The sequence below is a fragment of the Kribbella sp. NPDC002412 genome (assembly GCF_053592935.1).
In genome coordinates, this window is record NZ_JBSFBL010000062.1 from 1 (window position 1) to 25,600 (window position 25,600).

Sequence of the window (25,600 nt, forward strand, 5' to 3'; positions counted from 1 at the left end):
TGGGTGAAGCGGGTGCGGGGGGTGAGGTCGGGCCGACGGGTGACGTTGGGGCGGGCGCGCGGCCGGGGCGGGCGGGCGGGCGCGGGCGGGCCGGCTGTAGTTGCTTCCAGTTCCTAAACCGTTTTAGCATCGTCGCATGCTCTCGGATCCCGGCACGCCCCGGTTCGGCGCGAACTACGTCCCGTCGGCCGGCTGGTTCTACAGCTGGCTCGACTACGACGGCGCGGCGGTACGGCGGGACTTCGCCGACCTGGCCGGACTGGGCCTGGACCACGTCCGGGTGTTCCCGATCTGGCCGTGGATCCAGCCGAACCGCGCGATCATCCGCGAGCGCGCGATCGAGGACCTGCTGGACACCGTCGACGCCGCCGCCGAGCACGGCCTGACCGTCGCGGTCGACCTGATCCAGGGCCACCTGTCCAGCTTCGACTTCCTGCCGTCGTGGGTGCTGACCTGGCACAAGGCCAGCCTGTTCGAGGACTCCACGGTCCGCGACGGGCTGACGGCGTACGTCGACACCGTCGCGCGCGCCGTCGCGACGAAGCCGAACGTCTTCGCGATCACGCTCGGGAACGAGGTCAACAACCTCTGGCCGGACAGCGCGACCAGCTTCGAGAGCTCGACCGGCTGGGCGCGGGAGCTGCTCACCACGGTCAAGAACGCGGCGCCCGGCGTACTGGCTCTGCACTCGGTGTTCGACGACGCCTGGTACAAGGCCGACCACCCGTTCCATCCGGCGGACGTGGTGGACCTGGGGGATCTGAGCACTGTCCACTCGTGGGTTTTCAACGGGGTCTCCCGAGTGGACGGTCCGCTCGGTCCGGCGACGCTCAGCCATGCGGACTACTTGGTCGAGCTGGCCGCGGCGACGTCGCTGGACCCGACGCGGCCCGTGTGGTTGCAGGAGATCGGCGTACCCGGGCCTGACATCCCGGTGGACCTGCAGGCCGAGTTCACCCGGCGGACGGTGGAGCTGGTGCTGGAGAACCCGGCGCTGTGGGGTGTGACCTGGTGGTCGTCGCACGACATCGACCGGCGGCTGCTGGACTTCCCGGACCGCGAGTACGACCTGGGCCTGTTCACCGTGGACCACCAGCGCAAGCCGGCCGCGCAGGCGCTGGCGGACGTGATCGCCGAGGTCCGGGCGAACGGAGTCTCCCCGAAGCAGGCCACCACCCTCGAGTGTCCGGTCAACCTGCGCGAGGAACCGCAGCGGCGGCCGGAAGTCGCCCCCGGCAGCGAGTTCCACCTGCGGTGGGTGGCCGCCCGCGCCGGCGGCCCGGTCCGGATCGTCCTGCCCTAGGCCTTCGCGTCGATCAGGACCTGGATGCCGTCCAGGATCCGGGTCAGGCCGAACTCGAAGTCGTCGTCGACGCCGTCCTCGTACTCCTGGTTGGTGTACAGGGCGAGCAGCATCGGGTAGTTGCCCTCGGCAAGCCGCGGGACCAGGAAGCGGCCGACCTCCTCCGCCTGGACGGGTGTGTTGTCGCTGGCCGCGAGCTGGCGGACCATGCTCGCGTAGTTGTGCGCGAACCCGTTCAGGAGCAGCAGGCAGCCGAGATTGTCGTGCTGGCTCAGCCCGGTGCCTGCCAGCGCCTGCAGCATCACCTCGACCCACCGCAGCATGTTGGGCGTGACCGGCGCGCCGCGGATCGGCACGTCGAGCATCCACGGGCGCTCCGCGAACCGGTCGACCTGCGCCTGCACCCACGCGGTCGCCGCCGCTCGCCACTCGCTCGGCAGGTCGGGCGGCGGGCCGATCGCCTTCTCGTGGACCAGCACGATCAGCTCGTCCTTCGAGCGGACGTAGCGGTACATCGCGTTCGTGGTGACGCCGAGGTGAGCCGCGATCCGCTGCAGTGAGATCGCCTCGAACCCGTCCCGGTCCCCGAACTCGATCCCGGTGTCGACGATCCGCTCCACCGACAGCGCCGGCTTGGGCCCGCGCCGCTGCACCGGCAGCACGCCCCAGGACAGCGCCAGCCCCGGCGGCAGTCCTCCCCGGTCCTCGGTCATGTCTCCCATCCTCGCGTACGCCGGCCAACAGGGGTGCTAGCACCACTGCCGGGAAAACTGTTCAATCCCTACGCTATTTCCAAGGCTCCCGGATTGAAAGCAGGTACTCCCGATGAATACCGTCCTCGACCCGCTGTTGCTCCCCGACCAGGTCCGGCTCTCCGACACCGACCGGCAGGCCGCGTCCGCCCGGCTGGACAACGCAGTACGGCGTGGCACGCTCACCCCGCCGCAGGCCGTCGACCGGCGCGATCTGCTGCACACCGCCCGCACGCGCGGCGACCTTGACCAGGTCTTTGATGGCGTCGACGGCGCACTCCCGCCGGACGGGCTGACGGTCGCGATGCGCGTGCTCACGACCGTCTGGCTGGTCAGCTGTGTGGTGCAGTTCATCGTCTGGCTGACCATGGCGGCCGTCGGGAACCTCGACTGGCCGTGGTGGCTGTTCTCGGACCTCGGGCTCGGCCTGGCGGTCGGCATCCTGTGGTGGACCCACGAGTCCTATCACCGCAAGACCGTCCTACAGGTGGACCTGTGAACGCGCCGGTCCAGCTCACCGAGGTCCGCAAGGTCTACGGCACCGGCCCGGGCGCGGTCACGGCCCTGGACGGTGTCACCTACGGCTTCGCCGAGGGCACGTTCACCGCCGTCATGGGTCCGTCGGGTTCAGGCAAGAGCACGCTGCTGCACTGCGCCGCCGGACTCGACTCACCGACGTCCGGCGACGTCCACCTGGTCGGCAGGTCGCTGCGTGGGCTCGACGAGACCTCGTTGACCGAGTTGCGGCGTGAACACGTCGCCTTCGTCTTCCAGTCGTTCAACCTGATGCCCACGCTGACCGTGCGGCAGAACGTCGTACTGCCGCTCACGCTGGCCGGGAAGTCGGCGGATCGGGTGTGGGTGTCGGAGGTGATTCGGCGCGTCGGGCTCGGCGACCGGATCCGGCACCGGCCGAGCGAGCTGTCGGGTGGTCAGCAGCAACGGGTGGCGATCGCGCGGGCGCTGGCGGCGCGGACGGCGATCACGTTCGCCGACGAACCGACCGGGGCGCTGGACACGGTCACCGCGCTCGAGGTGCTGTCGCTGCTCCGGGACCAGGCCCGGGAGCTCGGCCAGACGATCGTGATGGTCACGCACGATCCGGTCGCGGCGTCGTACGCCGATCGCGTCGTGTTCCTGGTCGACGGCCGGATCGTCGCCGAAACCGGGAGCCCGACTGCCGAGTCGGTCGCGGCGCACCTCGCCCAACTCTCGTCCCGATCGAAGGTCTCGCCATGATCCGCCTCGCCTTCACCAGCCTGCGGCACCGGACCGCGGCGTTCCTCGCGATCTTCGTCGCGGTGACATTCGGCAGTGCACTGCTCTGCGCCGCCGGCGGCCTGCTCGAAACCGGCCTCCGGCTCAACGCGCCACCGCAACGCCTCGCCGCCGCGCCGATCATCGTCACCGGCGACCCGGCCTACCACCCGCCGAACGGCTCCGGCTCGGTCGCCTTCCCCGAACGGCAACCCCTCGACGCATCCCTCGTCACCACGCTCGCCGGTACGGCGGGAGTCGCGCGGGCGATCCCGGATCGGTCCTTCCCGGTCGTGGTTGCCGCGAGCAAGAAGCCGGTCGTTGGTCACGCCTGGTCGTCGGCCGCGTTGGCGCCGTACCAACTCGTCGCGGGGCGGCCGCCGGCTGCCGGCGAGGTGGTGGTCGACGAGCGGCTGGGGTCGAGGCCGGGTGACCGGATCAGCGTCGTCGTCAACGGCACGGCGCGAGACGTGAGCGTCGCCGGTGTCGCGACGGCACGAGTGGACACGCCGGCGGTGTTCTTCGCCGATGGCGACGTGCCGAGCGGGATCGACGCGATCGGGGTGTTCCCGGCGCCGGGGGTGACTGCCCAAGCGTTGCGGCTCGAGTTGCCCGAAGGCGTCGAGGCGTACGTCGGGGACGACCGGGGCGTCGCGGAGTACAGCGGGATCGCCACGAGCCTGCCGTTGATCATCATGTCCGGCGTCTTCGGTGGGATGGTGGCTGTGGTGATGGCGCTGGTCGTGTCGGCCACGATCGGGCTGTCGGTCCGGCAACGGCGGCGTGAACTGGCGCTGCTCCGGGCCAGCGGTGCGACGCCGCGGCAGGTGCGCCGGATGGTGGTCACCGAAACCATGGTGGTCGGGTTGATCGGGCTCGTCCTCGGGCTGGTGGCCGGCCGGGTGGCGGGTGATTGGATCTTCGGGTTGCTCACCGACGGCGGGATCGTGCCGTCGCAACTGCGGTTCGACCAGGGCCCGTTGCCGTTCGCCGGAGCCGCCGTGCTGACCTTCGTCGTACTGCGCGTCGCCGTGGGCATCGCGGCCGGGCGGGCGGCGCGGATCCGGCCGATCCAGGCGCTGGCGGAGGCCGCCGTACCGTCGGGTGAGCTGGGCAGGACCCGGCTGGTCGTCGGCCTGGTGTTCGCCGCGGCCACGGGCGGGATCGCGCTGGCGACGATGTTCATGAGTCCGGTGAACGCGGCGGCGATCGGCGGGCCGGCCGGGCTGACCGGTTCGATCGCGGTAGCGATCCTCGGGCCGCGGGTGGTCCGGACGGCGCTGGTACCGCGAGTGGCGGCGTTCCTCGAGAAGCGTGGTCCGAGCGGATTCTTGGCGGTGACCAACCTGCGGGTGCGGGCCACGCAGTTCGCCGCGATCCTCGTGCCGATCACGCTCGCGTCGGCGATCGCACTCGGCAACATCTACTCGCAGACCACCCAACAGCAGGCTGCGGTCGATGCGTACACGGGCAACCTCGCCGCCGACATCGTCGTGACCAGCCCGGCGGGCATCCCGGCCGGTCTGACAAGCGAACTGCGCTCGCTGCCCGGAGTCACCGCGGCGTCCGAGCTGGCCCGCAGCAAGGGCTGGATCGAGGAGCCGTACGACGCCTCGCACACCAGCGATCCGTGGCCGCTCCTGGGCCTCAGCGGGCCGGTGTACCAGGGCAAGGTGAAGGCCGGCTCGCTCGACGACCTCATTGGCTCGACCATCGCGCTGCCGCCGGACACAGCGCGCAAGTTGAAGGTCGGCGTCGGTTCCGAGCTCGGCGTCCGCCTCGGGGACAACGCGCTGGTGAAGGTCAAGGTGGTCGCACTGGTCGAGGGACCCGACGGCTACGAATCACTTCTGCTGCCGGCCGCGCTGCTCGCCGCGCACACGACGTCCGGCCTTCCGTCACAGCTGTTGCTCACGACGAACGGCTCGGTAGCGCCGGACCTGTCGCGGTGGCCGGGGGCAACGATCGGTGATCGGGAGCTGCTGGCCGCGGAGTACGACGCCGGGCTCGGGATCGACGCGTGGATCGGGTACCTGCTGGCCGGGATCGCGATCGCCTACACCGCGATCGCCTCGGTCAACACGATCGCGGTCGCGGTGCTGGACCGGCGGCGGGAGTTCGGCCTGCAGCGGCTGACCGGCTCGACTCGCCGGCAGGTGAAGGCAATGCTCTACCTCGAACACCTGGTGATCGCGGCGCTCGGCCTCGTGCTTGGCGTCGCGACGGCCGCGTGCGCGGTGCTCCCGATCGCGGTTGCCACCCGCGGCTGGCCGATCCCCGCTGGTACGCCGCTGGTCCTGCTCGGCTGGATCGCCGTCGTACTCCTGCTGGTCCTGCCCACCACTGCGATCACCGCACGGCTGGCCATGCGGGCGAAGCCGATGGACGCGCTCAGCTCACCGGTCGGTTGACTCGATCCACCCGTAGCCGCCGTCCTCCAGGCGAACCACCTGGAGGCCGGCGGCCAGGCGCCGTACGTCGTCGGTCTCGATCACTCCGACGGCCGGGCCGGCCACGTCGATGACGATCGCCGCGGCGCCTTCCTGGATCGCCGCGGTCGCGACCAACTGGGACTGCGCGGGCATCGGGCGGGCGTCCGGGCTCCACCGGGCGAGCGACTCGGTGCCGGTGAACGCGAGCAGGGCGTTGCGGCCATCCTGTCCCTGGAGCAGCGCGACCGCCATGTCGGAGGTCTTGTCGTGCGCCAGGCCGTTCTCGTCGTACTCGACCTCGCCGAGGATCGCCACCACCGGCACCAGCAGCCGGGCTCTGGCCAGCGCGGCCAGGACCGCGCCGTGGTCACCCGCCGCGAGCGCCTTCGCCAGCGCGGGGTCGGCCGACCCGTCGTCGTTGTCGAAGCCCGTGAAGGCCAGGCGGCGCTCAGGTTGCATGCGCACGATTGTGCACCCGAATCCCCAGGCCATCACAATCGCACCCGTGGGCACCCCGGCACGCTCGCCCCGCGCATCGGCCACCGATTGTGATGGCCTGGCGGTCCGGGCTCCTTCAGGGGCAGCTCAGGGCTCTTCCCCTCTTGGATCGGGCACGGACTGTGCGAGCCTGGACACGTGCCTGACTTCAACGATCTGACGCTGCTGCCGTTCTGTGTGGGCCTCACGCTGCTCGGCCTGATCGGCTCGTGGGCCGCCTGGCGGCGCCGCGGGGCGGCGGCCGGCACCCGTGGCGTGGCCTGGTCCCTGTTGCCGGTCTCGCTGTACCTGACCGGCCTGCTCGAGCTGGTCTGGGACGTGGTGCGCTCGAGCGTGAGCTGGGTCACCCACCTGATCTTCTCGCCCACCGTGTGGGCCGGGGTCGCGCTGTTCGGCGTCTCGGTCGTGCTCTACGTGGTCTCGGGTGTGGCCCGGGGCCGGGGTGGGAACCGGAAGGCACCGAAATCGAAGCCCGCCTCGCCCGCGGGTGAGCTGACCGCCACGGGTCCGGAACCCGCGTCGGCCGCTCCCGCCAAAGCTGCCAAGCCCGCCAAGGGGTCGAAGGCGACGCAGCAGGAATCGTCGGAGTTCGACGAGATCGAGGACATCTTGAAGCGCCATGGAATCAACTGACACGAACGCCCCCCACCCGCTGACCATCGACTCCCTGCTGGACCACGTCCAGTCCGCCCCGCCTCGCCTCGGCAACACCAGGCTGATCAGCGTCGACGGACCGGCCGGCTCCGGCAAGTCCACCCTGGCGGCGACCTTCGCGGCCCGCGCCGAGGCCCGCGACCTCAACACCCGGGTCATCCACATGGACGACCTGTACGACGGCTGGACCGGCGCGGTCCGCGGTTTCGGCCTGCTCCGCGACCACGTCCTGCAACGGATCGCGGACGGCCGCGAAGGACGGTACCGGCGCTACGACTGGCACACCGGCATGTACGCCGAGCTGCACGTCGTCCCGGTGACCGTCGAGTTGCTGATCGTCGAGGGTGTCACCTCCTGCGACCGCGACGCCGACCGCTGGCAGTCGTTGCGGGTCTGGATCGAGACGTCGAACGAGGTACGCCTCGACCGCGGGATCGCCCGCGACGGCGAGGCTCTGCGCGACCACTGGCTGGAGTGGATGCGCTGGGAACGCGACCACTTCGCCGAGCAGGGCACCCGGGGCCGGGCGCACGTCATCGTCGACGGCAACCCGTCGATCCCGCACGACCCGGCCCTCGAGCTGGTCACGAAGTCGGTGGCACTGCCTCCGCATGACTCGGCGGCTTCCTGACCACGATCAGCCGCGCCCGCGGGTGATGGGTCCACTCCCCCTCCGGCGCCTGCTCCAGGTACTTCTCCCGGACCTGCGCGATGTAGTCGTCGCCGCGGGCCAAGGCCAGCGCTCGCATCGACCCGCCGTGGTCGGAGGTGTCGAAGTACGTCGCCGCGTCCGGATGGGTCATCGGGTGCACCACGAACTCGTCCCGCTCGACCACCGCATCGAGCCCGTCGAGGAGGCGGCCCTCCCAGGAGTAGTCGCTGCGTTCGCCGATCGCCTTCGCCACCAGCGCGAACGGCCCGTCGTCCTCAGTGACCTCGGGCCAGTAGACGACCGACAGCCGGCCGCCGGGCTTCAGCGCAGCCGTCCACGAGCGGATCGCGGCCTCGGGATCGGGTAGCTGCTGGAGCCTGAAGGCCGAGACGACGGCGGCGCACGCCCCGGACCACCGCGCGTCGAGGATGTTCGCGTCACCCTGAACCACGGTGACGCGCTGACCGAGGCGTTCGCGGGCGCGCTCGACCATTCCGGCCGAGAGGTCGATCCCGGCGAGCTCCCGGCCGGGAAAGCGCTCGAGCAGGAGCTCGGCCTCGGGGAACGTCCCGCAGCACGGCACCAGGATCGGTCCGTCCGGCAGATCGTCCAGCGCTTCCACCGCCGTGCTCACCCAGGGCGCGAACCGGGGCACGAAGTACGCCTCGTAACCGTCGGCCGCCTGGTCCCAACCCCGCGCGATACGACTCAGCCGATCCGTCATGGGGTCTCCCCGGTGATCGCGGCAAGGCGCCGCCGCAGGTGTGCGCGCTCGGGTTCGGTGCCCGCCAGCGCGAGGGCTTCCTGGTACGCCGCCGTTGCCTCAGGTAAACGCCCCAGGCGGTGCAGGAGGTCGGCCCGGGCCATCGGGTACGGGTGGTACTCGCGCAACCGCGGCTCGTCGGCCAGGTCGTCGAGCAGCGCCAGTCCTTCTTCCGGCCCGTCACGCATGGCAATGGCGGCTGCCCGGTTCAGGGCGACCACCGGAGACGGGTCCATGGCGATCAGGACGTCGTACAGGGCGACGATCTGTGGCCAGTCGGTGCCGGCGACGTCGGTTGCTTCGTCGTGGAGGGCGGCGATCGCGGCCTGCACGCCGTAGGGTCCGGCTGGGCCGCCGGTCAGCGAGGCGACGACCAGCTCACTGCCCTCGGCGATCAGCTCGCGGTCCCAGAGCGTGCGGTCCTGGTCGTCGAGCAGGACCACCTGGCCGTCCGGGCCGGTGCGGGCGTCGCGGCGGGCGTGGATCAGTAACATCAGCGCGAGGAGGCCGGCGACCTCGCGCTCGTCCGGGAGCAGGCGGCGCAGGATCCGGGCCAGCCGGATCGCCTCCTCGGCCAGGTCCAGGCGTTGCAGGAACGGTCCCGAGCTGGCGGCGTACCCCTCGGTGAAGACCGAGTAAATCACCTGCAGGACGCCGGGCAGCCGCTCCGGCAACTCGTCCGGACCGGGGACGCGGAACGGGATCCGCGCGTCCTTGATCTTCTTCTTCGCCCGGACGATCCGCTTCGCCATCGTGGCGGTCGGGACCAGGAACGCGCGCGCCACCTCCGGCGTGGTCAGCCCGGCCAGGCACCGCAGCGTCAGCGCGCCGCGGTCCTCGGCCGCGAGGGCCGGGTGCGCGCAGGTGAAGAACAGTTGCAGCCGCTCGTCCGGCAGTTCGCCGCCGACCGGCGCCGGAGCGGCCCGGTCGGCGTCGACCTGCAGGATCGCGAGCTTGGCGGCGTACACCTGGTCGCGCCGCAGCCGGTCGACCGCCTTCCGCCGCGCCGTGGTCATCAGCCAGGCACCCGGATTGGGCGGTACGCCGTCGACCGGCCAGCGCGTCAGAGCTGTCTCGATCGCCTCCGACGTGACCTCCTCGGCGAGGTCGAGGTCACCGAACCGCCGGGCGAGCGCGGCCAGCAGCCGCCCACGCTCCTCCCGGAACACCGCCTCGACCTCGGCGTGCATGGCGGGTCAGGCTCCCGGGAACTCGGCGACCGGGCGGACGTCGATCGAGCCGCCGCCTCGGGAGCCGGGGCACCTGGCGGCCCACTCCAGCGCGACGTCGAGGTCCGGTACGTCGATCACGTAGAAACCGCCCAGGACCTCGCGGGTCTCGGCGTACGGGCCGTCGGTCACCGTCCGCTTCCCGTCGTTCGCGACCTGGACCCGGGTGGCGGTGACCAGGTCGGCCAGCGACTCGGACGCGACCACGACCCCGGCGTCCTGGATCTCCTTGTCGAACCGCATCCAGTCCTCCGGCTCGCACCCGACCGCCCCGCCGTCGCTCAGGTCGACCTCACCGGCGTTGATCAGCAGCAAGTACTTCATCTCGGAACCTCCTGTAGGCGTGTTTACAGCATCACCACGAACGGGTCAGGCCCCGATGGACAGCCGCCTCGGAGAAAGTTTGTCAGGATGGTGGGCATGATTCTGCCTTCCGGGGAGCAGTGGGGACTGCAGGCGAACGGGTACGCCGCGACGGTGGTGAGCGTCGGTGGCGGCCTTCGCGGGCTCACGTACGACGGGCGGGAGGTGCTGCTCGGGTACGGCGAGGACGAGCCGGCGCGTGCCGGGATCGGGCAGCACATGTTCCCGTGGCCGAATCGGATCACCGACGGGAAATACACGTTCGAGGGCGTCGACCAGCAGCTGTACCTGACCGAGCCGGGCCGGCAGAACGCGATCCACGGCCTGACCCGCTGGGCGAACTGGGAGCGGGTGGACGACGGCGCCGACCCGGCCGTGGTCGAGGCCGGTCACCGGCTGCACGGCCAGCCCGGGTACCCGCACCAGCTCGAGCTGCGGCTCCGCTACCAGCTGGGCTCCGACGGGCTCACGGTGACCGCCACCGCGACCAACGCCGGCGTGAGCGATGCGCCGTACGGGTATGGGACCCATCCGTACCTGAGTGTCGGGCGGTCGATCGACGAGTGCGTGCTGGAGTTCCGGGCGGCCGAGTGGCTGGAGGTGTCGCCGGAGCGGATGACGCCGATCGGGTTGTCGCCGATCCACGACTCGCCGTACGACTTCAGCACGGGCCGGGTGATCGGGGACCTCGAGATCGACAACGCGTTCACCGGGCTCGGCGGCAGCACGTGGTCGGTCACGCTGACCGATCCGGACACCGGCGCCCGGTCGGTCCTGACCAGCGACACGGCCTGGCTGCAGCTCTACACCGGCGGCGCAATCGGGCGTACGGCGCTTGCCGTCGAGCCGATGACGTGTCCGCCGAACGCGTTCATCACCGGGCAGAACCTGGTGGTCCTCGAGCCCGGCGACTCCCACACGACTACGTTCCGGGTGTCGGTCTAGGGCCGGCGCCCTGCGCGCGAGCGACGGCGGCCAGCTCCTTGGCCGCCTTGCTCGCGCGGAGGCCTTCCGCAGCCTGGATCGCGAGGATGCCCAGCCGGTTGCCATCGGCATCGAACAGCTGGAGCCAGGCGTCCCCCGGCTTGAACCGCAGCGCGGTCACGTCCTCCCACCGCAGCGTGTACGACTTGAAGACGTTCCGCACCCGCAGCCGGTCCGGGTACGCCGACACCCGCAGCGTCGTCATCCGGTAGAGAATCCACAGCACCGCGCCGAAGAACGCCAGCAGCGTCAGCCGCTGGAACCAGCTGAACGTGTCCCGGGAGTCCTCCGACAACCGGAACCAGATCACCCCGAACACCGCGATCAGCGACAGTCCCATCCCGCCGGCCATCAACGCGACGATCCGCGGGTGGAACGTGAACAGCCGATCGTCAGGGTCGGACACCGGACTCACGTCAGATCCGGCAGGCGTGGATGTCCGTGGTGAGGATGGCACGCGCGCCCACCTCCCAGAGCTGGTCCATGATCCGCTGCGCGTCGGCCCGCTGCACCATCACCCGGACGGCGACCCAGCCCTGCCGGTGCAGCGGGGACACCGTCGGCGACTCCAGGCCGGGCGCGACCGCGGTGGCCGCGTCGACCTGCTCGGCGCGGATGTCGTAGTCCATCATCACGTAGTTCCGCGCGATCAGGACGCCCTCCAGCCGGCGGACCAGCTGCTGCAGCCCGTTCGGCGGGGTCTGCACGCCGTGCCGCTTGATCAGCACCGCCTCGGACTTCAGGATCGGGTCGCCGAACACCTCGAGCCCGGCCTGGCGCAACGTCGTACCGGTCTCGACGACGTCCGCGATCACGTCCGCGACGCCCAGCTGGACGGCCGACTCGACCGCGCCGTCCAGGCGGACCACCGAGGCGTCGACCCCGTGGTCGGCCAGGTGGTCGGTCAGGACTCCGGCGTACGACGTGGCGATCCGCTTGCCGGCCAGGTCCTTGATCGAGCTCGCGGCCCCGGGCGGACCGGCGAACCGGAACGTGGACCCGCCGAAGCCGAGCTCCATGATCACCTCGGCGTCGGCGTGCGAGTCGAGCACCAGGTCACGGCCGGAGATCCCGACGTCGAGGGTGCCCTCGCCCACGTACACGGCGATGTCGCGGGGGCGCAGGTAGTAGAACTCGACCTCGTTCGCGGCGTCGGTCAGAGTCAGGTCTTTGGTGGTCCGCCGCTGCTTGTAGCCGGCCTCGGAGAGGATCTCGATGGCGGCCTCGCTCAGCGAGCCCTTGTTCGGTACTGCGACGCGCAGCATGACACTGCCCTTTCTGAAGTGAACCGATGGTGTGCGGGATCAGCTCCTACAGATGTCGGTACACGTCGTCGAGGTCCAGGCCGAGCGCATGCATCATCACCTGCGCGTGGTAGAGCAGCTGGGACAGCTCCTCGGCGGCCCGCTCCTTGCTCTCGTACTCGGCGGCCATCCAGGACTCGGCGGCCTCCTCGACCAGCTTCTTGCCGATCGCGTGCACGCCGGCATCCAGCGCCGCCACGGTCCCGGATCCCTCCGGCCGCGTCAGCGCCTTCTCGCCCAGCTCGGCAAACAGTTCCTCAAAGGTCTTCATCGCGCGCCCAGCCTAGAGGCCCGGTGGTGACGGCGTCCGGTCAGGTCCGTCTACCGGGACCCCGTGGCGGTGAGTGAGCGTCGACGTACCAGGTGTGATTCTCGGCCAGCAGGCGCTTCACCATGCCGTGGTCGATGGTGTCGGACTCCGAGCGCAGGTGGAACGGCGGCGGGTAGAACGCGTCGCCGAGCAGGATCACGCCGGAGTCGATCGCGACCAGCGAGTCGGGCGCGTGGTTGCCACCGACATGACGCAGTACGACGCCGGTCGGCAGCGTGAGCGTGTCGTCGAAGGTCTGGTCCGGAAGGACGATCCGGAAGTCCGTCCATTCGGGGACGGCGAGGGCGCGGGCGCGGAAACTGGGCCCGAGTCTGGGGTTCGCCTGGACCTGGTCGTGCAGGTAGCGGTGGCTCCACGGGCGCTCGGCCTCGTTGGTCAGGATCTCGACGGCGGCCGCGTGCGCGACGACGGTGGCGTCGTCCCAGGCACACGCTCCCCAGATGTGGTCCCAGTGGTGGTGCGTGTAGACCAGCCAACGGGCGGCGGGCAGGCCTGCCTGGGCGATCGCCGCCTGGATCTCGCGTGCGTGCTCGGGGCTGTTGCCGGCGTCGATCACGACGCTCCCCCGGTCGTCGGCGATCACCGCGACCGACGGGCGGATCGCGTCGGGGTCGGGATCATGCGGGTAGAGCCACACCCGGCCGTTCAGCTGTTCCAGCACCTGGCCGACGATAGCTGCCATGCAAACTCCCCGGAGAGTCCGCGACCTCGGCATCGCCATGGGCACGCTGCCGACCGGTCCGCTCAACGCGATCACCGACGTGCCTGGGGTGCGCGTCGGCCAGACGACCATCTCCGCGGGCGACCTGCGGACGGGCGTGACCGCGATCGTGCCGTCCTCGTACGCGGACGGCCTCCCGGCGGCGGTTGCGGTCGGCAACGGGTACGGCAAGCTGGTCGGATCGACTCAGGTGGACGAGCTGGGCGTGATCGAGACACCGATCCTGCTGACCGGCACGCTGAGCGTCTTCCGGGTAGCCGACGCGCTGCTCACCTGGCTGCTCGACCGGAACCCGCGCGCGACCAGCCTGAACCCGGTCGTCGGCGAGACCAACGACGGCCATCTCTCCGACATCCGCAGCCGCCCGATCACGCCCTCGCATGTCCACGCCGCGCTCGATTCGGCCTCCTCCGCGCTTCCGGCCGAGGGCTGCGTCGGCGCCGGGACCGGGACGACGGCCCTCGGCTTCAAGGCCGGCATCGGTACGGCGTCCCGGACGGTCGGCTCGGGGACGATCGGCGTACTGGTCCAAGCCAACTTCTCCGGCACGCTGACCGTCCGCGGCGCCGAGATCCCGGCCGCACCGCTCGATGCCGACGGCAACTCCTGCATGATCGTCGTCGCCACCGATCTCCCTCTCGACGCCCGCCAACTGGGCCGCGTCGCCCGCCGCGCGGTCTTCGCGATGTCCCGCGTCGGCTCCGACTACGCCCCCGGCAGCGGCGACTACGCCATCGCCTTCACCACTCAGGCCGGTCGCTCCTTTGCCGAGAAGGGCCTGCGCCCGGTATTCCAGGCCACGATCGAGTCAACCGAGGAGGCTCTCCTCAACTCCCTCACCATGGCCACGACCACCACTGGCTTTCAGGGCCGCACCGCTCGAGCGGTCGCCCACGACGTTCTCGTCTCCCGCTTGGGGTCCGCCGGCCTGCTCAGCTGACTACCGACAGCCAGAGCACCAAAGGCGACCACGGCAGCGACGGTGCGGACAAGGTGCGCTACCTGCCACCGATCCCGCACCGCGGCCCAGTCCGCCGGTGGGCTCTGAACCACCCAGTCGGCCTGCTCCGCGTTGATCGGCAGGTTGATCGCGAGAGATGTGACGAACACGAGCAACAGCAACCCGGTGGCGAGGAGAGCGATCCGGCGGTGACTACCCCGCGCCCGCACCACCAGGACCACGGTCGTGATGATCGCCGGGATCAGCGTCACCGACGCGAGCGTGTCGAGGGCGTCCAACTCGACCTGACGCACCTGCGTGTAGACCTCAGCGCCGTACCCGCGCAAGGAGTTCTCCAGCACCAGGACGCCAAGCAGGAAGCCGGCGAACAGGCCGGTGAACAGCAGACTGGCGGTACGCACGAGCCTGTCCATCAGTACGCCACCCCAACTGCCTGGTTGATGGTCGCCGGCGTGGTGAGGAGGGCCAGCATGAGGTGGGCGACGTCGGCGCGCGAGACGGTGTAGCCACGCGAGACCGTCCCGCCGACGACCGTGCGATAGGTGCCAGTCAGCGCCTTGCTGGTCAGCTTCGGCGGCCGCACGATCGTCCAGTCGGTGTCGCTGCCCTCGATGTCGGCCTCCATCACCCGCAGGTCGGCGTACACGTCGGCGGCGAACGCGTTGATCATCGGCAGCAGCAGACGCCGGTTGACGAAACTCTCGTCCGGAGCGGCCGGGCCGAGGGGCGCCGCGCTCACCGCGACGAAGCGCCGTACGCCGGTCTTCGCCATCGCGGCGAGGATCGAGTGCGTGCTGCCGGAGGCGACCGGCCCGTCCTTGCGCCCGCGCGGCCCGACACCGGAGATGACCGCGTCGCTGCCGTCCACCGCCTCGACGAGCGGCTCGGCCGAGGTCAGCCCGGGAACCCGGAACACCTCCAGCGCGGGATGCGCCACGTCGTACGACGACGACGCCCGAACCACCGCCGTCACCTGGTGCCCCGCATCCAGCGCCTGCCGTACGACGTGACCGCCGATCCCGCCCGTCGCACCGAAAACCGTGAGCCTCATCTGTACTCCTCCTGCGCTATCGTCAGTCAGGTCATCTGCAACTCATATAGTACGGAACTCATAATATATGGAACAGACACAACCGGGTGACGCGCGTCACCGCCGGCGGATCGGCAACGAGGTCAAGGCCGCGCTGCGCGACCTGCGGATCCAGCTCGCCCTGCTCAACCACCAGGTCGGCGGCAAGCTGGCGCTGAAGGACGTCGACCTCGACTGCCTCGACGTACTCGCGCGGAAGGGTCCGCTGACCCCGAGCGCGCTGGCCCGCCAGGCCGGCCTGCACCCGGCGACGCTGACCGGCATCCTGGATCGGCTCGAGCGGGCCGGCTGGATCGCCCGGGACCGCGCCCGCGGGGACCGGCGCAGCGTGAGCATCCGCGTCCTGCCGGACCGCGGGATGGAGGTCTTCCGGCTCTACCAGCCGATGCTCGGCGCGATGGACGACGTACTGGCCGACTACTCGGACGACGAACTCGAACTGATCGCCGGTTTCCTCCGGCGCAGCACCGAGGCCGGCCGATCCGCGACCGAGACCTTGGGTCAGGATTCGTAGAGGTTCAGCAGGGTGCGGCCGAGCGCTGCCAGCTCGGCTCGTAGTTCTGGTGGATCGAGGACCTCGAGGGAGTTGCCGAAGCGGGACAGGGTGGCGGCCGCGTTGCCGACGGACTCGATCGGGATGGTGACGGTCACGCTGCCGTCCTCGGCCGGGTCGGCGGCGGCGACCGCCTTCACCAGGATCGGGAAGGACACGTCGTGCATGTGCGCGGCGAGGTGGGACGACACGCGTACGACGGCCTCGCCGGTGAAGCGGGTCTGGTCGAACCCGGCCAGGCGTTCCTGCCAGAAGCCGGGGAGGTCGAAGTCGGCCGGACGCTCGAACTCCTCGTCGGTCGGGGTGAGCTCGAGGATGCTGGACACCCGGTAGGTCCGGATCCCGCCGGGTGTGGCGGCGACGACGTACCAGGCGCCGTTCTTGAGCACGAGGCCGTAGGGCTCGAGCACGCGCTCGACCTCGCGGGGCGCCTCCCAGCGCCGGTACAGGACCTTGATCCGGCGGTCATGCAGGACGGCGTCGGCGACAGCGGACAGGTGTGGCGAGTTCTCGGCGTCCTGGTACCACGCGGGCAAGTCGAGGTGGAAGCGGTTCTTCAAGCGGCCGGCTCGGTCGCGTTGGTCCGGGGCGAGCGCGGCCAGCAGCTTGAGCTCGGCCGCACTCGTCTCCGCGGTGAGGCCGAGCGCCGCGGCCGCGCCAGGCATGCCGACGAGGAACAGCGCGGCCGCCTCCTGCTCGGTGAGTCCGGTCAGCTTCGTGCGGTACCCCTCGACGAGGCGATAACCGCCGGCTCTGCCCTGGTCGGCGTACACGGGCACGCCCGCCGCCGCGAGCGCCTCGACGTCGCGGTAGATCGTGCGAAGCGACACCTCCAGCTCATTGGCGAGCTCACGCGCGGTCAGCTGCCTGCGGGTCTGCAGCAACAGCAGGATCGACAGCAGCCGGCTCGAACGCATGTCTCGAGGTTAGCTCCGAACACTGCCACGCGCTGTCAGGTATCGATCGGATGCTGGCTGCATGACGACATGGACCAAGGTGACCGGCGACTTCGACTTCCTGAACGGGTACTTCGACGTCCGGCACCGAACCCTGAAGCAGGTCTTCGTGGGCTGCGACGAGTGGAACGAGTTCGAGGGCACCACGACGGCGCGCACGCACTTCGACGGAGCGATCAGCATCGACGAGATGCGGTTCCCGACGAGGTCGTCGTACGGGATGTCCGTGCGGCTGTTCGACCCCGTGGCCAAGGAGTGGAGCATCTGGTGGATCGACGGCCGCACCATGGAGCTCTACCCGCCGGTGCGCGGCGGCTGGACGGAGGACGGCACCTCCTGCCGGCTCATCGGTGCGGACGAGGAGGTGAACGGGCAGAAGGTGATGGTCAGCTACGAGTGGTCCGACATCACCGAGCGGACCGCGCACTGGGAGCAGTGCTACTCCAACGACGGCGGCGAGACCTGGGAACTCAACTGGGTCATGGACTTCACCCGCCGGGACACGCCGCCGCCTGCGCTCGACGTACCGAAGCTGACCGATGACTTCGACTTCCTCGTCGGCCGGTGGGACATGCACAACAGCCGTCGCAAGCCCGCGCTGGGCTCACCGGCCGAGTGGTACGACGTCGAGTCGGCCATGGAGGTCTGGTCGTACTTCGACGGCGCGGTCAGCTTCGACGAGGGCTGGTTCCCGACCGAAGGCTTCCGCGGCGCGACCCTGCGGATCTACAACCCTTCATCGAAGACGTGGGCCATCCACTGGATCAACAGCCTCCGCGGCCAACTCGAAACCCCGGTCATCGGCTCCTTCACCGCCGACGGCACCGGAATCTTCGAAGGCCCCGACGTCTGGGAAGGCCAACCCATCGACGTCCGCTTCACCTGGACCCCCGGCACCGACAAAGCCGCCTGGGAACAAGCCTTCTCCACCGACGGCGGCCAAACCTGGATCCCCAACTGGAAAATGCAACACACGCGCATCAGCTAGCCCCTCCCCACGCCCGCCACGCAGCCACTGCTGCCTGCCTGCCGCCGGCGGCCGCCGGCAACGCATCACTCGAGGGGATATCCGGCCGTGGTGTGGGTTCTCCCCTGGTACACGAGGGGAGAACCCACAGGTCGGACGGATACCCCTCCGATCGGCGGTGGGACCGCCGCGGTCACAACCACAGCCTTGCTGGATGCGGAGCGGGACTCAGCCGCCGCGCCCTGGTTGAAGGGGCGGCCGACGACCTGGTCGGAATCAGTTCCTAGCGGCCGCGGCGAAGGAGGGGCTGGGTAGCGTGCGTTGGGAGGACCGAGCCCCTCGCGAGGATCAGGTGGAGGGCCAGGGTTAGGGCGAGGATCAGCGCGGCGACCGCCGGTAGTGCGGGTGCGGGGGTGCCGGCCGCGAGGGCTACGCCGCCTAGGGCGCTGCCGAGCGCGCAGCCGAGGGCGATGGCGCTGCCGTTGAGGGCCATGACGATGGCTGCGGAGTCGGGGGCCAGGGCGGCTAGGCGGGCCTGTTGGGGGACGGCCGCGCCGCCGTTGCCGATGCCGGCGGCGAAGAACCACAGCAGGCCCGCGACCGCCAGCACGCCGCTGACCTTGAACACCAGCGCAGCCAACGCAGCATCCAGCAACAGCCCGATCAGTACGACGGTCAGCACGCGGAGCGCCGTGAAGCGGTCAGTCAGCCGACCGGTGACCGCGTTGCCCAGCATGCTGGCCAGGCCGTAGCCGAACATGACCAGGATGATCATCCACTCGGCGGGGAACGCCGGTTCGAGGATCAGCGTGGCGTAGGTGAAGCAGATGTAGCTGCTGCAGAGGATGCCCGTCGTGACGAGCAGCCCGGCCAGCAGCCGCGGTTGACCGAGCGGACGCAGCCGGTCGGCCAACGTCCCGGCGGGAAGATGCAGGCGCGGAAGCCTGAGCACGATCCCCGCCAACGCGACCGTTCCCACCACCGCGACCAGAATCATCGGGAACCGCCAACTCGACTGCCCGATGACCAGACCAAGCGGCACGCCAAGGGCAGTCGCCGCCATCCACCCGCCGAGCACGAACGACAGCGCCTTGCCGTGGTGCTTGGCCGGCGTCAGCGCGATCACATAGCCAGTAACCGCAGCGTTGAGCAGACATCCGCCCAGCGCCGCCACCACCCGCCCGCCGAGCGCCACCGCATAGGTCGGCGCGAGCCCGACGATCAGATTCCCCACCACGAACACACCCAACGCGATCGCGATCGTACGACGCCGCTCCCACCGGCTGGTCGCCGTACTGAGCAACGGCGCCGCCAAAGCCGACGTCAACGCAAACGCCGACACCAGCTGGCCGGCCGCCGCCTCGACAACCCGCAAGTCCGAAGCGATCGCCGGCAACAACCCCGCCAGTACATACCCGTCGATCCCCGTCGAGAACGTTGCCACCGCCAACCAAACCAGCGGCCGGTACCTCACAGGTCGCGCACAAACGTGAACATGCTCCGCCCCAGCACCAGCGGCTCGGGCACCCCGCCATACCTATGTACGCCGACCCCGAAGCCAGCCTCCGGATCGGACACGAACACCCGCTCGAACCCGCGCTCCTCGAACCACCCGCAGATCGCCGGCACCCGGTCGGGCGCACCCCGGTGCCGAGTCCAGATCACCGTGCCGCCGCTCTTGGTCAACTGCCGACAGGTCTCGACGGTCCGCTCGATGTCCGCGTCCACGATGTTGCCGAACACCCCACACGCCAGTACGACGTCCGCCGGCACCAGCCCCTGGTACTGATCCGTCAGCGCCGCATCGCCCTCGACCACCTCGACGTCGGCCAGCCCCGCGACCCGGATCGCCTCGGCGGCAACCGCCGTACAGCGTGGATCCAGCTCGACCAGCCGAGCCCGCACATCGTCTCGGCGTGAATGCTCTGGGAGCACCTCGAGCAAGTCCCGGCCCTCGCCCGCGCAAAGGCTCACCACCGTCAGCGGACCCGGCGGCGCAGCGTCCAGCGCCAGCCGGAGCTGCGCCTGCACAACCTCCAGACGCCGCGCGAGGAACGAACCGGGTACGTCGTAGTCGCCGTGCCAGCGGTGCCAGTCCATGAGGCTAAAGACTACGGATGGCCACCAGGGTCGAGAGCGCGGCCTGGGTTGCTTCGTAGCCCTTGTCCTCGCGGCTGTCCGGGAGGCCGGCGCGGTCCAGCGCCTGCGGGTCGTTGTCGCAGGTCAGTACGCCGAAGCCGATCGGGACGCCCGTGGTCACGCCGACCTGCATCAGGCCCTCGGTCGCGGCCTGGCAGACGTACTCGAAGTGCGGAGTGTCTCCGCGGATCACGACTCCGAGGGCGATCACCGCGTCGTACCCACTCTTTGCCGCGTGCAACGTCGCGACCGGGAGCTCGAAGGATCCCGGCACCCGGATCACGGTGTAGTCGGTGACGCCGGACTCGTCCAGCGCGCGGATCGCGCCGGCCACCAGGGCGTCGGTCACCTTCGGGTGCCACTGTGCTCCGACGATCGCGACGCGGGCGCCGTCGACCCGCGGGGTCTCGATGGTGGGTGCTCCACTGCCCGACATCAGCCGGCTCCGTTCTCTTCGGCGAGGACACCGGCGGGCAGGTGGTGGCCCATCCGGTCGCGCTTGGTCCGCAGGTACCGCAGGTTGTGTTCGGTCGGGTCGATCGAGATGCTGCGGCGCTCGACCACGTCGATGCCGTAGCCCTGAACGCCGGCCAGCTTGTCCGGGTTGTTGGTCAGCAGCCGGACAGAGGTGACGCCGAGGTCGGCCAGGATCTGCGCGCCGGTGCCGTAGTCACGGGCGTCCGCGGGCAGTCCGAGGTCCAGGTTCGCGTCGACAGTGTCGCGGCCCGCGTCCTGCAGCTCGTACGCCTGCAGCTTGTGCAGCAGGCCGATCCCGCGACCCTCGTGCCCGCGCAGGTACACGACGACACCGCCCTCGGCCGCCACCTGACGCAGCGCCTCGTCCAGCTGCGGACCGCAGTCGCACCGCAGCGACCCGAACACGTCGCCGGTCAGGCATTCCGAGTGCAGCCGCACCAGCGTCGGCCCGTCTGCGATATCGCCGCGGACCAGCGCCAGCTGTTCCGACCCGTCGACGATGTTCCGGTAGCCGTGGGCAACGAAATCGCCGTACTGGGTCGGCAGCGTGGTGGTCGCGACCCGCTGGATCTGGCTCTCGGTACGGCGCCGGTAGCGGATCAGATCGTCGATCGACACCAGCACCAGCCCGTGTTCGTCGGCGAACTCGCGCAGCTCCGGACCGCGCTTCATCGTGCCGTCGTCGTTCACCAGCTCCGAGATCACCGCGGCCGGCGTCAGCCCGGCCAGCCGGGCCAGGTCGATCGACGCCTCGGTGTGCCCGGGGCGCACCAGGACGCCGCCGTCGCGGCCGCGCAGCGGGAACACGTGCCCCGGCTGGACCAGGTCGTACGGCTCGGACGCGGAGTCGGTCAGCACCCGGATCGTCCGGGCCCGGTCGGCGGCCGAGATGCCGGTGCTGATGCCGTCGCGGGCATCGACCGAGATCGTGTACGCCGTCCGCATCCGCTCCCGGTTGTGCGGGGTCATCAGCGGGATGCCGAGCCGGTCCAGCTCGGCGCCCTCCATCGGGACGCAGACCACCCCGGAGCTGTACCGGATCAGGAACGCCAGCAGCTCCGGCGTCGCCTTGGACGCGGCGAAGATCAGGTCGCCCTCGTTCTCGCGGTCCTCGTCGTCGACCACGATCACCGGCCGCCCGGCCCGGATCTCGTCGATCGCATGCTCGATCGTGTCGAGTTTCAGCACGTCACCCATGTCAGCCCACCACCACTGGTTCCGGAGCCACGGTCCGCTCCTGGTTCTGGATCCGCCACCAGGAGGCGAACCCGAGGACACAGAACAGCCCGTAGACGATGTACATCGTCGCCGACGGGTAGAACTTCGCCTGGATCAGCAGCGGTACGCCGACCACGTCGACAGCGATCCAGATCAGCCAGAACTCGACGAACCCGCGGGCCATCCCGTACGTCGCCAGGATCGACCCGGTCAGGATCCACGCGTCCCACTGCGGTCCCCACGAGCCGAGCTCGCGCAGGACGAAGTACGAGATCGCGTAGAGGACGACGGCCAACCCGAGCAGCTCGAGCCGCTCGCGGGCGGTCGCCCAGCGCGGCTGCACCGCCTTGCCGGCGCCGCCGTGGCGGGTCTGGTACCAGCGGTACCAGCCGTAGAGGCTGACCAGCGCGAAGAACACCTGGCGACCGGCCTGGCCCCAGAGGTCCTTGTCCTGCGGGGTGTCGAAGATCCCGCCGACGAAGACGGTGAACAGCAGCACGTTGCCGACGATGCCGACCGGCCAGGCGGCGACCAGCCGGCGCATGCCGAACAGGGCGCTGCCCAGGCCGAACACGTTGCCGACGATCTCGCGGACGAGCACCGGCGAGCCGGCGATCTCCACCTCCGAGTGCAGCAACCAGTCGATCACTGGTCCCCTCCCTTGGCGGTGAGCAGCCGCTCGACGTACTTGGCGATCACGTCGACCTCGAGGTTCACGGTGTCGCCGACCTGGTTGCGGCCGAGCACGGTCAGCTCGAGCGTGGTCGGGATCAGGCTGACCCCGAACGTGCCGGTCGCGTCGTCCACGTCGGTGACGGTCAGCGAGACGCCGTCGATCGCGATCGAGCCCTTCTCGGCGACGTACTTGAGGATCTCGGGCGTGGTCGCGACCCGGACGTCCTCCCAGTGCTCGGCCGGCGTCCGGCTCGCGATCGTGCCGGTGCCGTCCACGTGGCCCTGGACGATGTGCCCACCGAGCCGGGCGTGGGCCGTGACCGCCCGCTCGAGGTTGACGCTCGAGCCCTTGTCCAGGCTGCCCAGGCTGGTCCGCTTCAGCGTTTCGCGCATCACATCGGCGGTGAAGACGCCGTCACCGTGCTCGATCACCGTCAGGCAGCAGCCGTTGACCGCGATCGAGTCGCCGTGCCGGGCGTCCTCGGTCACCTTCGGGCCCCGAATGGTGAGCCGGGCGGCGTCTCCGTCCAGCAGGTCCAGCGACTCGACGGCGCCGAGTTCTTCGATGATGCCGGTGAACATCTACTTCCCTCCAAGAGGAGTCAGGGTCAGCCGGACGTCGTCGCCGAGACGGGTGACGTCCGCTAGCTTGAACCGCTGAAGGTGGTCGATCGATTCCGCGCCGAGGTCGCCGATCGCGGCGTACCCGGAGCCGAGCACGGCCGGGGCGACGTACGCGACGATCTGGTCGACCAGCTGGGCGCGGAGGAAGGCGGCGGCCAGCGTCGGGCCGCCCTCGAGCCAGAGGTGCCGGATGTGGTGGTCGTCGAGCTGCCGGAGCACCTCGGCGGGGTCGTGCGTCGGCAGGATCAGCGTCTCCGCGCGGTCGTTGCGGACCCGCGCGGTCTCCGGGATCTCCCGGTCGCCGACCACGACCCGCAGCGGCTGCCGAGCCGCTGGTACGTCGTGCTCGTCGCGGACCGTCAGCTCCGGGTCGTCGTCCAGCACCGTCTGGGTGCCGACCGCGATCGCGTCGCACTCGGCCCGCTTGCGGTGCACGTCGGCGCGGGCGATCGGCCCGGTGATCCACTTGCTGCTCCGGTCCGGGGCGGCCGAGCGCCCGTCCAGGGTGGTGGCGAACTTCCAGGTGACGAACGGGCGGCCCATCCGGACGCTGTGCAGCCACACATGGTTGACCGCCTCGGCCTCCTCCTGCAGCACGCCCTCATCCACCTGGATGTTCTTGTTCCGCAGCGTCTCGGCGCCGCCGGCCGCCTGCTTGTTCGGGTCCGGTACGGCGTACACCACGCGGGCGACACCGGCCTCGATCAACGCGTCGGCACACGGCCCGGTCCGGCCGGTGTGGTTGCACGGTTCGAGCGTCACGTACGCCGTACCGCCGCGGGCCCGATCACCGGCCATGGTCAGCGCCACGACCTCGGCATGGGGGCCACCGGCAACGGCATGGAAACCCTCACCGACCGGATGCCCGTCGCGGCCGGTGACGACACAGCCGACCACCGGGTTCGGGTGCGTGCTGCCGATGCCCTTGGCGGCCAGCTCGACCGCACGCCGCATCCAGGCGACGTCGATCGGCGAAGCGTTGTTCACTCACGGTCCCTCGTTGTCACGGACGCACTCCGGGGTTCGTGACAACCGGCGCACACGCACTGCCGTCCGGGGTCGCTTGCCGCGGTCGCGGCGGACCTTGTGGGTCGCGTTGCCGAACGTCAGAGCGCACCCGCCGATCGCGTGCGCCTCCCATCCGGACTTTCACCGTCGGTCCCGGAATTCCACCAGGTCAACCGGCCGCTCGACTGCTGCGGCCGGGTCGCGGACTGTCACCGCCGGCTCGGAATTACACCGACCCCGGAGCACGCGAGTGGGTTCACTCGTACTTCAAGTGTGCCACCACCAGTCCAGCCGGCCAGGACCCAGGTCACATCCTGGGCATCCGCTGCGTGACGGCGAGCCCGGCCGCGGCGGTCAGACAGGCCGCCGCGACCGTCAGGATGAGCGGCCGGTAGCCGAACGCCTCGGCCAGCGCCGCCCCGGCCAGCGGGCCGACCGCCTTCGCGATGGTGACCGGCGTGGTCAGGATCCCGGAGATGGTGCCGAACCCGTCGGCGCCGTACCGGTCCAGCAGGATCGCCGGCGTCGCGATCGACGACACCCCGAGCCCGAGGCCGAACAGCGTCAGGCAGACGACCGCCCCGGCGATCTCCTTGCCCGCTACCGGCAGCAACGAGATGGCCACGCCCTGCACGGTCAGGACGAGCGCGGTGATGGTAGCCATTGGCAACCACCGCGCCGAGACACTCGCGACGAGCCGTCCGGTCACGGACAACAGGCCCAGCAGCCCGGCGAGCGTCGCCGCGGTGGCCGGTCGGTGGCCGAGGCTGATCAGGTACAGCACGAGATGGACCGAGATCACTGCCAAGGCCGCACTGTGCACCACGAAGGAGCCGGCCAGCACCCAGAACCCGGGATCTCTGATCGCGTGGCGTGGGGCTCTTGGCTGACCCCGCTCGGGCTGCGGTGTGGTCCGCCGTACCACTAGGGCATGCAACGGGATGGTGGTCGCGGCGAGCACCGCCGCGAGGATCTGGAGGGTCCCCCGCCAGCCGTGCGCGTCGGCGAGCTGGCCGGTCAACGGGATGAAGATCGAGCTCGCCAAGCCGCCGACCAGCGTGATCGTGAGGATTGCGTTCGTCCGCGACTCCGGCCGTGCCACCGCAACCACCACCGCGAATGCCGGCGGGTAGAGCACCATCGCCGACGCGATCCCGATCCCCACGAAGACGCCGTACAACTGGACCGCGTTCTGAACCTGCGACCACCCCAGTACGGCGACCGCCGCGAGCACCGACCCGCCCGTCATCAACGCGCGCCCGCCCCTGGCGTCCAGCCACCGCCCGACCGGAATCGACATCAGCCCGGTCACCAGCACCGCCACCGTCGACGCCCCCACCGCGGTCGTCGTCGAGATCCCCAACTCGCGGGACATCGGCCCCAGCAACACACTGAACGCATACGTCAGCACCCCGTACCCCACCGTCGTCGTGACCGCCAAAGCCGCCACAACCCGCCGAACCCCCACCCCCCGCCCGGCCACAACGCTGGAGTCCCTCACTCACCCCATTCCACCACCCCACCCCCACCCCCGCCTCCCGATTAACCAGCCCACCAACACCCCAGCGCCCGGGCCCACCAGCTCGGCCCCCACACCAACCGGCCGCCCCCGCACACCTCCACCCGCAGCCAGCCAGCTCGGCCCCCACACCAACCGGCCGCCCCCGCACACCTCCACCCGCAGCCAGC

The 25,600-nt window shown here is 70.3% G+C and carries 30 protein-coding genes and 1 riboswitch; of the genes, 10 read left to right on the plus strand and 20 right to left on the minus strand.

Features of this window, described 5'->3' with window-relative positions:
• Window positions 1–136 precede the first annotated feature (136 nt).
• Complete coding sequence (locus ACWCOV_RS34930) at window positions 137–1,303, plus strand: glycoside hydrolase 5 family protein (protein WP_449833640.1); 1,167 nt, start codon at window positions 137–139, stop codon at window positions 1,301–1,303.
• Here the strand turns inward: ACWCOV_RS34930 and ACWCOV_RS34935 are convergent.
• Entirely contained in the window at window positions 1,300–2,016 is a 717-nt protein-coding gene (locus ACWCOV_RS34935) for a TetR/AcrR family transcriptional regulator (protein WP_449833641.1), read from the minus strand. The two genes, ACWCOV_RS34930 and ACWCOV_RS34935, sit on opposite strands and share 4 nt — an antisense overlap.
• A gap of 112 nt (window positions 2,017–2,128) precedes the next feature.
• Between ACWCOV_RS34935 and ACWCOV_RS34940 the strand changes: the two genes are divergently transcribed.
• Genes ACWCOV_RS34940 through ACWCOV_RS34950 form a run of 3 tightly spaced genes read left to right on the plus strand, consistent with a single transcriptional unit; the run spans window position 2,129 to window position 5,723 of the window.
• Window positions 2,129–2,554 (plus strand): DUF1707 SHOCT-like domain-containing protein, encoded by a 426-nt coding sequence (locus ACWCOV_RS34940; protein WP_449833642.1) that lies wholly within the window; start codon window positions 2,129–2,131, stop codon window positions 2,552–2,554.
• Window positions 2,551–3,294: an ABC transporter ATP-binding protein gene (locus ACWCOV_RS34945; RefSeq protein ID WP_449833643.1), complete on the plus strand. Its 744-nt coding sequence runs from the start codon at window positions 2,551–2,553 to the stop codon at window positions 3,292–3,294. Before ACWCOV_RS34940 ends, ACWCOV_RS34945 begins: the two co-directional genes overlap by 4 nt.
• The gene (locus tag ACWCOV_RS34950) at window positions 3,291–5,723 is read left to right on the plus strand and encodes an FtsX-like permease family protein (protein WP_449833644.1); all 2,433 of its coding nucleotides are present in this window, start codon (window positions 3,291–3,293) and stop codon (window positions 5,721–5,723) included. Before ACWCOV_RS34945 ends, ACWCOV_RS34950 begins: the two co-directional genes overlap by 4 nt.
• Here the strand turns inward: ACWCOV_RS34950 and ACWCOV_RS34955 are convergent.
• Complete coding sequence (locus ACWCOV_RS34955; RefSeq protein WP_449833645.1) at window positions 5,709–6,203, minus strand: SseB family protein; 495 nt, start codon at window positions 6,201–6,203, stop codon at window positions 5,709–5,711. The genes ACWCOV_RS34950 and ACWCOV_RS34955 overlap by 15 nt on opposite strands.
• A 177-nt stretch (window positions 6,204–6,380) precedes the next feature.
• Between ACWCOV_RS34955 and ACWCOV_RS34960 the strand changes: the two genes are divergently transcribed.
• Entirely contained in the window at window positions 6,381–6,875 is a 495-nt protein-coding gene (locus ACWCOV_RS34960) for a hypothetical protein (protein ID WP_449833646.1), read from the plus strand.
• Window positions 6,862–7,527 carry a uridine kinase family protein gene (locus ACWCOV_RS34965; protein WP_449833647.1) on the plus strand — a complete coding sequence of 222 codons (666 nt, stop codon included), beginning with the start codon at window positions 6,862–6,864 and terminating at the stop codon, window positions 7,525–7,527. The genes ACWCOV_RS34960 and ACWCOV_RS34965 overlap by 14 nt, the downstream gene beginning before the upstream one ends.
• Here the strand turns inward: ACWCOV_RS34965 and ACWCOV_RS34970 are convergent.
• Genes ACWCOV_RS34970 through ACWCOV_RS34980 form a run of 3 tightly spaced genes read right to left on the minus strand, consistent with a single transcriptional unit; the run spans window position 7,481 to window position 9,864 of the window.
• On the minus strand, window positions 7,481–8,272 hold the full coding sequence (locus ACWCOV_RS34970; RefSeq protein WP_449833648.1) for a class I SAM-dependent methyltransferase: 792 nt from the start codon (window positions 8,270–8,272) through the stop codon (window positions 7,481–7,483). The genes ACWCOV_RS34965 and ACWCOV_RS34970 overlap by 47 nt on opposite strands.
• Window positions 8,269–9,501 carry an RNA polymerase sigma factor gene (locus ACWCOV_RS34975; RefSeq protein WP_449833649.1) on the minus strand — a complete coding sequence of 411 codons (1,233 nt, stop codon included), beginning with the start codon at window positions 9,499–9,501 and terminating at the stop codon, window positions 8,269–8,271. Before ACWCOV_RS34975 ends, ACWCOV_RS34970 begins: the two co-directional genes overlap by 4 nt.
• Window positions 9,502–9,507: 6 nt before the next feature.
• On the minus strand, window positions 9,508–9,864 hold the full coding sequence (locus ACWCOV_RS34980; RefSeq protein ID WP_449833650.1) for a YciI family protein: 357 nt from the start codon (window positions 9,862–9,864) through the stop codon (window positions 9,508–9,510).
• Between the two features lie 96 nt (window positions 9,865–9,960).
• Here ACWCOV_RS34980 and ACWCOV_RS34985 point away from each other — a divergent pair, with 96 nt between their 5' ends.
• Complete coding sequence (locus tag ACWCOV_RS34985) at window positions 9,961–10,848, plus strand: aldose 1-epimerase family protein (protein ID WP_449833651.1); 888 nt, start codon at window positions 9,961–9,963, stop codon at window positions 10,846–10,848.
• Here the strand turns inward: ACWCOV_RS34985 and ACWCOV_RS34990 are convergent.
• From ACWCOV_RS34990 to ACWCOV_RS35005, 4 genes are read right to left on the minus strand one after another with little or no spacing between them, the layout of a single operon-like run.
• Window positions 10,826–11,293 carry a PH domain-containing protein gene (locus ACWCOV_RS34990; RefSeq protein ID WP_449833652.1) on the minus strand — a complete coding sequence of 156 codons (468 nt, stop codon included), beginning with the start codon at window positions 11,291–11,293 and terminating at the stop codon, window positions 10,826–10,828. The genes ACWCOV_RS34985 and ACWCOV_RS34990 overlap by 23 nt on opposite strands.
• Before the next feature lie 10 nt (window positions 11,294–11,303).
• Entirely contained in the window at window positions 11,304–12,152 is an 849-nt protein-coding gene (gene hisG, locus ACWCOV_RS34995) for an ATP phosphoribosyltransferase (protein WP_449833653.1), read from the minus strand.
• Between the two features lie 46 nt (window positions 12,153–12,198).
• On the minus strand, window positions 12,199–12,462 hold the full coding sequence (locus ACWCOV_RS35000; RefSeq protein ID WP_360535585.1) for a phosphoribosyl-ATP diphosphatase: 264 nt from the start codon (window positions 12,460–12,462) through the stop codon (window positions 12,199–12,201).
• 40 nt (window positions 12,463–12,502) lie between these two features.
• Window positions 12,503–13,204 carry an MBL fold metallo-hydrolase gene (locus tag ACWCOV_RS35005; protein WP_449833654.1) on the minus strand — a complete coding sequence of 234 codons (702 nt, stop codon included), beginning with the start codon at window positions 13,202–13,204 and terminating at the stop codon, window positions 12,503–12,505.
• Between ACWCOV_RS35005 and ACWCOV_RS35010 the strand changes: the two genes are divergently transcribed.
• Window positions 13,203–14,183: a P1 family peptidase gene (locus tag ACWCOV_RS35010; RefSeq protein WP_449833655.1), complete on the plus strand. Its 981-nt coding sequence runs from the start codon at window positions 13,203–13,205 to the stop codon at window positions 14,181–14,183. The two genes, ACWCOV_RS35005 and ACWCOV_RS35010, sit on opposite strands and share 2 nt — an antisense overlap.
• Here the strand turns inward: ACWCOV_RS35010 and ACWCOV_RS35015 are convergent.
• Both ACWCOV_RS35015 and ACWCOV_RS35020 read right to left on the minus strand, forming a co-directional pair.
• Complete coding sequence (locus ACWCOV_RS35015) at window positions 14,108–14,617, minus strand: anthrone oxygenase family protein (protein WP_449833656.1); 510 nt, start codon at window positions 14,615–14,617, stop codon at window positions 14,108–14,110. The genes ACWCOV_RS35010 and ACWCOV_RS35015 overlap by 76 nt on opposite strands.
• Window positions 14,617–15,255: an NAD(P)-dependent oxidoreductase gene (locus tag ACWCOV_RS35020; protein WP_449833657.1), complete on the minus strand. Its 639-nt coding sequence runs from the start codon at window positions 15,253–15,255 to the stop codon at window positions 14,617–14,619. Before ACWCOV_RS35020 ends, ACWCOV_RS35015 begins: the two co-directional genes overlap by 1 nt.
• A 67-nt stretch (window positions 15,256–15,322) precedes the next feature.
• Between ACWCOV_RS35020 and ACWCOV_RS35025 the strand changes: the two genes are divergently transcribed.
• On the plus strand, window positions 15,323–15,808 hold the full coding sequence (locus tag ACWCOV_RS35025) for a MarR family transcriptional regulator (protein ID WP_449833658.1): 486 nt from the start codon (window positions 15,323–15,325) through the stop codon (window positions 15,806–15,808).
• Here the strand turns inward: ACWCOV_RS35025 and ACWCOV_RS35030 are convergent.
• A complete protein-coding gene (locus tag ACWCOV_RS35030) occupies window positions 15,796–16,764 on the minus strand; it encodes a helix-turn-helix transcriptional regulator (RefSeq protein ID WP_449833659.1) in 969 nt (322 codons plus the stop codon). The genes ACWCOV_RS35025 and ACWCOV_RS35030 overlap by 13 nt on opposite strands.
• Before the next feature lie 61 nt (window positions 16,765–16,825).
• Between ACWCOV_RS35030 and ACWCOV_RS35035 the strand changes: the two genes are divergently transcribed.
• Window positions 16,826–17,791 (plus strand): hypothetical protein, encoded by a 966-nt coding sequence (locus ACWCOV_RS35035; protein WP_449833660.1) that lies wholly within the window; start codon window positions 16,826–16,828, stop codon window positions 17,789–17,791.
• 262 nt (window positions 17,792–18,053) lie between these two features.
• On the opposite strand, the gene ACWCOV_RS35040 is transcribed toward ACWCOV_RS35035, so the two are convergent.
• From ACWCOV_RS35040 to ACWCOV_RS35075, 8 genes are all read right to left on the minus strand, one after another.
• The gene (locus ACWCOV_RS35040; protein ID WP_449833661.1) at window positions 18,054–19,214 is read right to left on the minus strand and encodes an MFS transporter; all 1,161 of its coding nucleotides are present in this window, start codon (window positions 19,212–19,214) and stop codon (window positions 18,054–18,056) included.
• A 26-nt stretch (window positions 19,215–19,240) separates the two neighbouring features.
• Complete coding sequence (locus ACWCOV_RS35045) at window positions 19,241–19,870, minus strand: class I SAM-dependent methyltransferase (RefSeq protein WP_449833662.1); 630 nt, start codon at window positions 19,868–19,870, stop codon at window positions 19,241–19,243.
• 4 nt (window positions 19,871–19,874) lie between these two features.
• Complete coding sequence (gene ribH / locus ACWCOV_RS35050; RefSeq protein ID WP_449833663.1) at window positions 19,875–20,345, minus strand: 6,7-dimethyl-8-ribityllumazine synthase; 471 nt, start codon at window positions 20,343–20,345, stop codon at window positions 19,875–19,877.
• Window positions 20,345–21,583, minus strand: a complete 1,239-nt coding sequence (locus tag ACWCOV_RS35055; RefSeq protein WP_449833664.1) for a bifunctional 3,4-dihydroxy-2-butanone-4-phosphate synthase/GTP cyclohydrolase II — start codon at window positions 21,581–21,583, stop codon at window positions 20,345–20,347. The genes ribH and ACWCOV_RS35055 overlap by 1 nt, the downstream gene beginning before the upstream one ends.
• A 1-nt stretch (window position 21,584) precedes the next feature.
• Entirely contained in the window at window positions 21,585–22,253 is a 669-nt protein-coding gene (pnuC, locus tag ACWCOV_RS35060) for a nicotinamide riboside transporter PnuC (protein ID WP_449833665.1), read from the minus strand.
• Window positions 22,250–22,861 (minus strand): riboflavin synthase, encoded by a 612-nt coding sequence (locus tag ACWCOV_RS35065; RefSeq protein WP_449833666.1) that lies wholly within the window; start codon window positions 22,859–22,861, stop codon window positions 22,250–22,252. The genes pnuC and ACWCOV_RS35065 overlap by 4 nt, the downstream gene beginning before the upstream one ends.
• A complete protein-coding gene (ribD, locus tag ACWCOV_RS35070) occupies window positions 22,862–23,890 on the minus strand; it encodes a bifunctional diaminohydroxyphosphoribosylaminopyrimidine deaminase/5-amino-6-(5-phosphoribosylamino)uracil reductase RibD (RefSeq protein WP_449833667.1) in 1,029 nt (342 codons plus the stop codon).
• Window positions 23,891–24,027: 137 nt separating this feature from the next.
• A riboswitch (FMN riboswitch) is annotated at window positions 24,028–24,161 on the minus strand.
• Between the two features lie 57 nt (window positions 24,162–24,218).
• On the minus strand, window positions 24,219–25,361 hold the full coding sequence (locus ACWCOV_RS35075) for an MFS transporter (protein WP_449833668.1): 1,143 nt from the start codon (window positions 25,359–25,361) through the stop codon (window positions 24,219–24,221).
• Window positions 25,362–25,600: the final 239 nt, after the last annotated feature.

What these genes read in the sequence shown, in the direction of transcription:
- hisG (WP_449833653.1), bottom strand. Translation starts at nt 12,152, where the DNA reads ATGCTGCGCGTCGCAGTACCGAACAAGGGCTCGCTGAGCGAGGCCGCC.
- ribH (WP_449833663.1), bottom strand. Translation starts at nt 20,345, where the DNA reads ATGTCGGGCAGTGGAGCACCCACCATCGAGACCCCGCGGGTCGACGGC.
- ACWCOV_RS35000 (WP_360535585.1), bottom strand. Translation starts at nt 12,462, where the DNA reads ATGAAGACCTTTGAGGAACTGTTTGCCGAGCTGGGCGAGAAGGCGCTG.
- ACWCOV_RS35025 (WP_449833658.1), top strand. Translation starts at nt 15,323, where the DNA reads ATGGAACAGACACAACCGGGTGACGCGCGTCACCGCCGGCGGATCGGC.
- ACWCOV_RS34985 (WP_449833651.1), top strand. Translation starts at nt 9,961, where the DNA reads ATGATTCTGCCTTCCGGGGAGCAGTGGGGACTGCAGGCGAACGGGTAC.
- ACWCOV_RS34940 (WP_449833642.1), top strand. Translation starts at nt 2,129, where the DNA reads ATGAATACCGTCCTCGACCCGCTGTTGCTCCCCGACCAGGTCCGGCTC.
- ACWCOV_RS34950 (WP_449833644.1), top strand. Translation starts at nt 3,291, where the DNA reads ATGATCCGCCTCGCCTTCACCAGCCTGCGGCACCGGACCGCGGCGTTC.
- ACWCOV_RS34965 (WP_449833647.1), top strand. Translation starts at nt 6,862, where the DNA reads ATGGAATCAACTGACACGAACGCCCCCCACCCGCTGACCATCGACTCC.
- ACWCOV_RS34935 (WP_449833641.1), bottom strand. Translation starts at nt 2,016, where the DNA reads ATGACCGAGGACCGGGGAGGACTGCCGCCGGGGCTGGCGCTGTCCTGG.
- ACWCOV_RS35035 (WP_449833660.1), top strand. Translation starts at nt 16,826, where the DNA reads ATGACGACATGGACCAAGGTGACCGGCGACTTCGACTTCCTGAACGGG.
- ACWCOV_RS34975 (WP_449833649.1), bottom strand. Translation starts at nt 9,501, where the DNA reads ATGCACGCCGAGGTCGAGGCGGTGTTCCGGGAGGAGCGTGGGCGGCTG.
- ACWCOV_RS34980 (WP_449833650.1), bottom strand. Translation starts at nt 9,864, where the DNA reads ATGAAGTACTTGCTGCTGATCAACGCCGGTGAGGTCGACCTGAGCGAC.
- ACWCOV_RS34930 (WP_449833640.1), top strand. Translation starts at nt 137, where the DNA reads ATGCTCTCGGATCCCGGCACGCCCCGGTTCGGCGCGAACTACGTCCCG.
- ACWCOV_RS35045 (WP_449833662.1), bottom strand. Translation starts at nt 19,870, where the DNA reads ATGGACTGGCACCGCTGGCACGGCGACTACGACGTACCCGGTTCGTTC.
- ACWCOV_RS35030 (WP_449833659.1), bottom strand. Translation starts at nt 16,764, where the DNA reads ATGCGTTCGAGCCGGCTGCTGTCGATCCTGCTGTTGCTGCAGACCCGC.
- ACWCOV_RS35020 (WP_449833657.1), bottom strand. Translation starts at nt 15,255, where the DNA reads ATGAGGCTCACGGTTTTCGGTGCGACGGGCGGGATCGGCGGTCACGTC.
- ACWCOV_RS35010 (WP_449833655.1), top strand. Translation starts at nt 13,203, where the DNA reads ATGCAAACTCCCCGGAGAGTCCGCGACCTCGGCATCGCCATGGGCACG.
- ACWCOV_RS35005 (WP_449833654.1), bottom strand. Translation starts at nt 13,204, where the DNA reads ATGGCAGCTATCGTCGGCCAGGTGCTGGAACAGCTGAACGGCCGGGTG.
- ACWCOV_RS35055 (WP_449833664.1), bottom strand. Translation starts at nt 21,583, where the DNA reads ATGGGTGACGTGCTGAAACTCGACACGATCGAGCATGCGATCGACGAG.
- ACWCOV_RS35015 (WP_449833656.1), bottom strand. Translation starts at nt 14,617, where the DNA reads ATGGACAGGCTCGTGCGTACCGCCAGTCTGCTGTTCACCGGCCTGTTC.
- ACWCOV_RS34955 (WP_449833645.1), bottom strand. Translation starts at nt 6,203, where the DNA reads ATGCAACCTGAGCGCCGCCTGGCCTTCACGGGCTTCGACAACGACGAC.
- ACWCOV_RS34970 (WP_449833648.1), bottom strand. Translation starts at nt 8,272, where the DNA reads ATGACGGATCGGCTGAGTCGTATCGCGCGGGGTTGGGACCAGGCGGCC.
- ACWCOV_RS35065 (WP_449833666.1), bottom strand. Translation starts at nt 22,861, where the DNA reads ATGTTCACCGGCATCATCGAAGAACTCGGCGCCGTCGAGTCGCTGGAC.